The following is a 6,527-nucleotide window of genomic DNA, read 5'->3' on the forward strand; positions in this document are numbered from 1 at the left end:
CCTGTCTTAGTCGGTAAGATGGAGGAACGCGGCACCGCGCATTCCTCCCGCATCCCCATGACGCGCCTGCTCTATGCGCGGCACGCGGGCGACGGGTAACAGATGGCGCGGCAACCGCGCCGCCAGCCCGTCGGTTATGGCACTAAAGTTAGACAATCCACCGCCAATCACCAGTAAATCAGGATCGACAATGGTCAGAATATTGCCAAGACACACGGCAAGCAAATCAAGATAGCGTTCTACGTGCTCCTGCGCGCGGGCATCGCCCTGCGACCACAGGGCCACAATCTCAGGTGAGGTTAACGGCTGCTGGTAGTAGTGCTCATACAGCCAGGCAAAACCACGGCCAGAGAGGTAGTTTTCAATACAGCCGAGCTGACCGCAGCCACAGCGGGTTAACGGGAAATCACGCCCGACCACCTCCAGTGCATCCACCGGCAGACGAATGTGGCCGAACTCCCCGGTAATGTAGCTATGCCCGGTTATCGATTTACCGTGATGCACAATACCGCCACCGACGCCGGTGCCCAGAATAAGTCCCATCACCAGCGGATACTGGGTGAACTCGTCGTCCCAGGCTTCGGAAAGCGCAAAACAGTTGGCGTCGTTGTCGAGCCGCACGTCGCGGTCCAGCAGTTTGCTTAAGTCGGCGCGCAGCGGGCGACCGCTGGCGGCAGGTACGTTAGCGGCATACAGGGTACCATCTGCCGTTTCCGGCATGCCGGGAATACCAATCCCGACGGAGCCCTTCACACCGAACTGCGCGTCGGCTTCGGCCACAAGGCCAGCCACCGCATTCAGAAAGGATTCATAGCTGTCTTTCGGGGTGGCGATGCGTTTTTCCCACTGCAATCGCCGCTGCCCGTCAAATACACCCAGCGCTATCTTGCTACCGCCAATGTCAAATCCGTAGAACATGGTTCATTCCTCTTGTTGACCCTGGCGGTAACCCGCCGGATCATGACAAATTACTGGCCACTTAGCACCCTCGCCGGGTCAATTCGGCTGGCGCGGCGGGCGGGATACCAGCTTGCCAGCAGACTCAGCAACAGTGCCGTTACCAGCACATAAATGACGTCCAGCCAGTGCAGCTCGGACGGCAGAAAATCAATAAAGTAAATATCGCCAGACAGGAACTGGTGTCCGGTCAGCTTCTGAATGCCGTTGATAATTGAGGTCAGATTCAGGGCGCAAATCACGCCGATGGCCACGCCTATCAGGCTGCCCAGCAGCCCGGCTAATAAACCATACCACACGAAAATCGCGCGGATCAGGCCATCCTTCGCCCCGAGTGTACGCAGCACCGCAATATCGCCGCTCTTGTCTTTTACCGCCATCACCAGCGTTGAAACGATGTTAAAGCAGGCGACGCCAATCACCAGCACCATCGCCAGATACATGATGGCGCGGATCATCTGGATGTCGCGATACATATAGCCATAGGTGCCTATCCAGCTCTTGATATAGACATAGCTGTTGGTCACCTCGCCGGCGTCACGCACCAGTTTGGCGGCATTAAACACGTCGTTGACCTTAATCGCGATACCGGTGACGCTGCTGCCCATCTCCAGATACTGCTGCGCGTCTGCGAGCGGTACCATGGCATAGCTGTGATCGAGCTGGCCACTCAGTTGCAGAATGCCCGTCACGTGCAGACGCACGCGCTTTGGCTGCAGCAGTTTGTGGTCTGAGTCGGCGTTCGGGATCATGATGGAAACCCAGTCACCCTGTTTCACCTTGAGGGAGTCCGCCACCCCTTTACCCAGGATTATCTGCTGCTCACCGGCCTTGAAGCCGGCCCAGGCGTTATTCAGTACGAACGACGGTAAAGCGCTGAGATGGCTCTCCTGAGCGGGATCCACGCCCTTCACCTGAATAGCGCGCATGTTACTGCCGCTCTCAATCAGCCCGGTGAAGTTGATATAAGGCGCGGCAGCCTCGATCCCTTTCACCTTCTCGACTTTCTCAAGCGCCGTATTCCAGTTGTTCCACGGCTGGTTCACCGGCTCGATTTCACCGTGTGGCACCACCGCCAGCACGCGGTTGTTCAGTTCACGCTCGAAGCCGTTCATGGCGCTGAGGCCCACAATCAGCACCGCGACACCGAGGGCAATACCGACGGTAGAAATCACCGAGATAAGCGACACCATACCGCTGCGGCGACGCCCTCGGCTAAAGCGTAGGCCAATCAGTAACGATAACGGGGAGGCCATTACAGAGCTCCCATCAGGGTCGTTTCTTCCGTCAGGCGACCGTCGCGCATTTCCAGTTGACGGTTCATGCGTTTCGCCAGCTGAAGGTCGTGCGTCACCACCAGGAATGCGGTGCCCTGCGAAACGTTCAGTTCACCCAGCAGCTGGAAGATGCTGTCGGCGTTGCGGGCATCGAGGTTACCGGTCGGCTCATCCGCCAGGACCAGACGGGGGTTATTGACCAGCGCGCGGGCAATCGCCACACGCTGGCGCTCGCCGCCGGAGAGCTCCGACGGGCGATGGTGAGCGCGATGCCCAAGCCCCACCGCCTGCAGCATCTCCAGCGCGCGCTTTTCAATTTCTGCCGGTTTTTTCTTGCCAATCAGCAGCGGCATCGCCACGTTCTCCTGCGCGGTAAAGTCCGGCAGCAGATGGTGGAACTGGTAGATAAACCCGAGATCGCGGTTACGCAGCTCGGCCTTTGCCGCGGATGAGAGCTGGCTCAGCGGCTGACCGCTAAAAATGACATCGCCAGAGGTCGGGGTATCAAGACCACCCAGCAGGTGCAGCAGGGTACTTTTCCCCGAGCCGGAGCTGCCGACGATCGCCATCATCTCGCCTTCTTTCACGCTGAAGCTCACGTTGTGCAGTACGTCAGTCTGGACACTGCCTTCCTGATAGCGTTTGCACAGGTTGTCGCATTGCAACAGGATCTTATTCATAACGTAAAGCCTCAGCGGGTTGTGTGGCGGCAGCGCGCCATGAAGGATACAGCGTAGAAAGTAAAGCCAGCACCATAGCAATCAGCGCAATCAGCACCACCTGTAGCGGCTCAATTGCCACCGGCAGCGCCGCACCGTCAAGGAAGGCACCGATTATCGGCATCAGGTTGTTCAACTGGCTGGCAAGCAATGCTCCCAGCACCGCGCCGAGCAGCGCGCCGATGATCCCGGCACTTGCGCCCTGCACCATAAACACCATCATAATTTGTCGCGGCGTCAGCCCCTGGGTTTGCAGGATAGCGACTTCCCCCTGCTTCTCCATGACCATCAGACCCAGCGAGGTAATGATATTGAAGGCTGCCACGGCGACGATAAGGCTCAGCAGCAGCCCCATCATATTCTTCTCCATCCGCACGGCCTGGAACAGTTCGCCTTTACGCTCGCGCCAGTCCTGCCATTTGGTTCCCGCCGGCAGTTTTTGCTCGCTCAGGGTATCGACCTGCAGCGGCTTGTCGAGCCACAGGCGCCAGCCGGTGATGTTACCAATGGGGTAGCGCAGCAGGCGGGAAGCATCCTGAATATTCACCAGCATCTGGTAGCCATCGACTTCGCTATTGGCGGCGAAAGTCCCGATAACGGTAAACAGACGCTGGCTTGGAACGCGGCCCATCGGGGTAAACTGGCTGGCAGACGGCACCATCACGCGGATTTCGTCACCACGGTTCACGCCGAGTTGCCCGGCCAGTTGCTCGCCAAGAATAACGTTGTATTTACCCGGCTCCAGCGCGGTTTGCTTCACGTTCACCAGAAACGGCGTCAACGGATCTTTCTGTGCAGGATCAATGCCAAGCATTACCCCAACCGCCACGCTGCGGGCGCTTTGCAGCACCACATCGCCGGTGGAGAGCGGGGCCACGCGCGTGACACCCTGTAACTTAACTTCGCTTGCCGGCAGCTGCTGTGGATTCAAGGAACCCTGCTCCGCGCTCAGCACCGCCTGCGGCATCAGCCCCAGAATGTTGTTTTGCAGCTCGCGTTCAAAACCGTTCATCACCGACAGCACGGTCACCAGCGCCATCACGCCAAGCGTGATGCCGATAGTCGACAGCCAGGAGACAAAGCGACCGAAGCGGTCCGCTGCGCGCCCACGCATGTAGCGCAGGCCAATGAATAAAGCGACAGGTTGGTACATGTAATCCGTCTGGTTACTGATTTAGAAGCACGAGTATATAAGCGAAAGCGCAGAGCGTAAATGCGAGAAGTCAGATAGCCACCCACTGATACTTATCTGAAAATGAACCAAATACAGAACGTTACTGGTTACATCACCGGCATGACGCGTCAGGATCGGCCATTCGTTTATGGTAATAAAAGGCGCTTAGCGTGATGAAGCAAAAAGCATTATGGATTAATCAAATCAAGGGGCTATGTATATGCCTGGTAGTCGTCTACCACTCGGTGATCACCTTCTACCCCCACCTCAGCGGCTTTCAGCACCCGTGGTCCCAGACGCTCTCTAAGTGCTGGGTTTATTTCAATTTGTATCTGGCGCCGTTTCGTATGCCGGTCTTTTTCTTTATCTCTGGTTTTCTGATCCGCCGCTACATCGATGACGTCTCATGGCGCGATTGCTATCGCAAGCGTATCTGGGCGATTGCCTATGTGCTACTGCTCTGGGGCGTGCTGCAGTGGCTGGCGTTAAGCCACCTCAATCTGTGGCTGGCACCGGAACGCGAACTGAACAACAGCAGTAACGCCGCCTATGCCGGCAGCGTTGGGCAGTTCCTCTACGGCATGCTTACCGCCGGCACCAGCCTGTGGTATCTGTACGCACTGGTGGTCTACTTTACGCTCTGCAAGCTCACCAGCCGCTTTAAACTGCCCATGCTGCTGGCGCTGGCCCTGCTCAGTATCGCCATTAACTTTATCCCGACCCCGTGGTGGGGAATGAACAGCGTCCTGCGCAATGTTATCTATTACGCGCTCGGTTCGTGGTACGGCGCTGCGCTGATGGAGTGGATGAAGGGCTTCAATATTCGTCGCCACTGGCTCCCACTCGCCGCGTTTGCCGCCGTGGCGATCGTCACCTGGCTTGCCCGCACGCCGCTGTTTTTATCGCTGCTGTCGATTTTCATCATCATGAAGCTGTTTTATGCCGTCAGCCGTCGTGTCGAATCCCGGGAAAATAGCCTACTGAACGTGGTCGGCTCGAACACCCTCGCCATTTACACCACTCATCGTATTGTGGTGGAGGCACTCAGTCTGCTGATGCTGGGCTATCTGGCGGAAGGCATGCACAGCGGAGCCTTTGAGCTGGCGGTGCTGCTGGTCTATCCGTTTGCCAGCCTGGGGCTGTGTATCCTGCTGGGGCTGGTGGCACGAACCCTTTCGCAGAAAGTCTCCGGCGATCTCTTTTTCACCCCTCCTTCGCGAAGGTTGGCGAATGCCTGACGATCGGGGATAATATGCAGCATTGAATATCAGCGATTTGCCCCCATTACTGGGGGCTAGTCCTTAAGAGATACCGATGCCCTTTATGCCTGAAAAACAACGATACGCCCTGCCCGTCAAAGCAGGCGAGCAGCGTCTTCTGGGTGAACTCACCGGTGCGGCCTGCGCCACAGAAGTTGCCGAAATCATTGAACGTCACAGCGGTCCGGTGGTGCTGATTGCCCCCGATATGCAAAATGCACTTCGCCTGCACGACGAAATCAGGCAGTTTACCGATCAGATGGTGGAGAATCTGGCAGACTGGGAAACCCTCCCCTACGACAGCTTCTCTCCGCATCAGGAAATCATCTCTTCCCGTCTGTCTACGCTCTATCGTCTGCCCACCATGCAGCGCGGTGTGCTGATTGTCCCGGTGAGCACGCTGATGCAGCGCGTCTGCCCGCACAGTTTCCTGCACGGCCATGCGCTGGTGATGAAAAAAGGGCAGCGTCTCTCTCGCGACGCCCTGCGGGATCAGCTTGAAGGTGCAGGCTATCGCCATGTCGATCAGGTGATGGCTCACGGCGAGTATGCCACCCGTGGTGCACTGCTCGACCTCTATCCGATGGGAAGCGAACAACCCTACCGTCTCGATTTCTTTGACGATGAGATAGACAGCCTGCGGTTGTTTGACGTCGATTCACAGCGCACGCTGGAAGAGGTCGACGCCATTAACCTGTTACCCGCGCATGAGTTCCCGACCGACAAGGCCGCCATTGAACTGTTCCGAAGCTCATGGCGCGATCGCTTCGACGTAAAACGCGAAGCCGAGCATATTTATCAGCAGGTGAGCAAAGGCACCCTGCCCGCCGGGATTGAGTACTGGCAGCCGCTGTTCTTCAGTGAGCCCTTACCCCCGCTCTTTAGCTACTTCCCGGCCAATACGCTGCTGGTCAGCACCGGCGATCCTGAAGCCAGCGCCGAGCGCTTCCAGAATGAAGCCCAGGCGCGCTTTGAAAACCGTGGCGTTGACCCGATGCGCCCGCTGCTGCCGCCAGATCTGCTGTGGCTGCGCACCGATGCCCTGTTCAGCGAGCTGAAAAAATGGCCGCGCGTCCAGCTCAAAACCGAGCATCTGCCTGCGAAAGCCGCCAACCAGAACCTGGGCTACCAGAAGCTGCCG

At 57.7% G+C, this 6,527-nt stretch carries 5 protein-coding genes and 1 pseudogene; 2 read left to right on the forward strand and 4 right to left on the reverse strand.

Annotation, left to right across the window (positions count from 1 at the left end):
* Window positions 1–6: 6 nt before the first annotated feature.
* Genes nagK through lolC form a run of 4 tightly spaced genes read right to left on the reverse strand, consistent with a single transcriptional unit; the run spans window position 7 to window position 4,106 of the window.
* Entirely contained in the window at window positions 7–918 is a 912-nt protein-coding gene (gene nagK / locus GYRE_RS21140; protein ID WP_038258174.1) for an N-acetylglucosamine kinase, read from the reverse strand.
* Between the two features lie 50 nt (window positions 919–968).
* Window positions 969–2,213 (reverse strand): lipoprotein-releasing ABC transporter permease subunit LolE, encoded by a 1,245-nt coding sequence (gene lolE, locus GYRE_RS21145; protein ID WP_038258175.1) that lies wholly within the window; start codon window positions 2,211–2,213, stop codon window positions 969–971.
* The gene (gene lolD, locus GYRE_RS21150) at window positions 2,213–2,914 is read right to left on the reverse strand and encodes a lipoprotein-releasing ABC transporter ATP-binding protein LolD (RefSeq protein ID WP_006819511.1); all 702 of its coding nucleotides are present in this window, start codon (window positions 2,912–2,914) and stop codon (window positions 2,213–2,215) included. Before lolD ends, lolE begins: the two co-directional genes overlap by 1 nt.
* Window positions 2,907–4,106: a lipoprotein-releasing ABC transporter permease subunit LolC gene (gene lolC, locus GYRE_RS21155; RefSeq protein ID WP_038258177.1), complete on the reverse strand. Its 1,200-nt coding sequence runs from the start codon at window positions 4,104–4,106 to the stop codon at window positions 2,907–2,909. Before lolC ends, lolD begins: the two co-directional genes overlap by 8 nt.
* Before the next feature lie 194 nt (window positions 4,107–4,300).
* Between lolC and GYRE_RS21160 the strand changes: the two genes are divergently transcribed.
* Entirely contained in the window at window positions 4,301–5,365 is a 1,065-nt protein-coding gene (locus GYRE_RS21160; protein ID WP_038258180.1) for an acyltransferase family protein, read from the forward strand.
* A gap of 85 nt (window positions 5,366–5,450) precedes the next feature.
* Window positions 5,451–6,527: pseudogene (locus tag GYRE_RS21165) on the forward strand (transcription-repair coupling factor); the annotation flags it as partial.

Source organism: Yokenella regensburgei ATCC 49455 (assembly GCF_000735455.1).
Lineage (GTDB): Bacteria > Pseudomonadota > Gammaproteobacteria > Enterobacterales > Enterobacteriaceae > Yokenella > Yokenella regensburgei.

Excerpts from the sequence above, each read along its gene's own strand:
- lolE (WP_038258175.1), bottom strand. The coding sequence starts at position 2,213 with ATGGCCTCCCCGTTATCGTTACTGATTGGCCTACGCTTTAGCCGAGGG.
- nagK (WP_038258174.1), bottom strand. The coding sequence starts at position 918 with ATGTTCTACGGATTTGACATTGGCGGTAGCAAGATAGCGCTGGGTGTA.
- lolC (WP_038258177.1), bottom strand. The coding sequence starts at position 4,106 with ATGTACCAACCTGTCGCTTTATTCATTGGCCTGCGCTACATGCGTGGG.
- GYRE_RS21160 (WP_038258180.1), top strand. The coding sequence starts at position 4,301 with ATGAAGCAAAAAGCATTATGGATTAATCAAATCAAGGGGCTATGTATA.
- lolD (WP_006819511.1), bottom strand. The coding sequence starts at position 2,914 with ATGAATAAGATCCTGTTGCAATGCGACAACCTGTGCAAACGCTATCAG.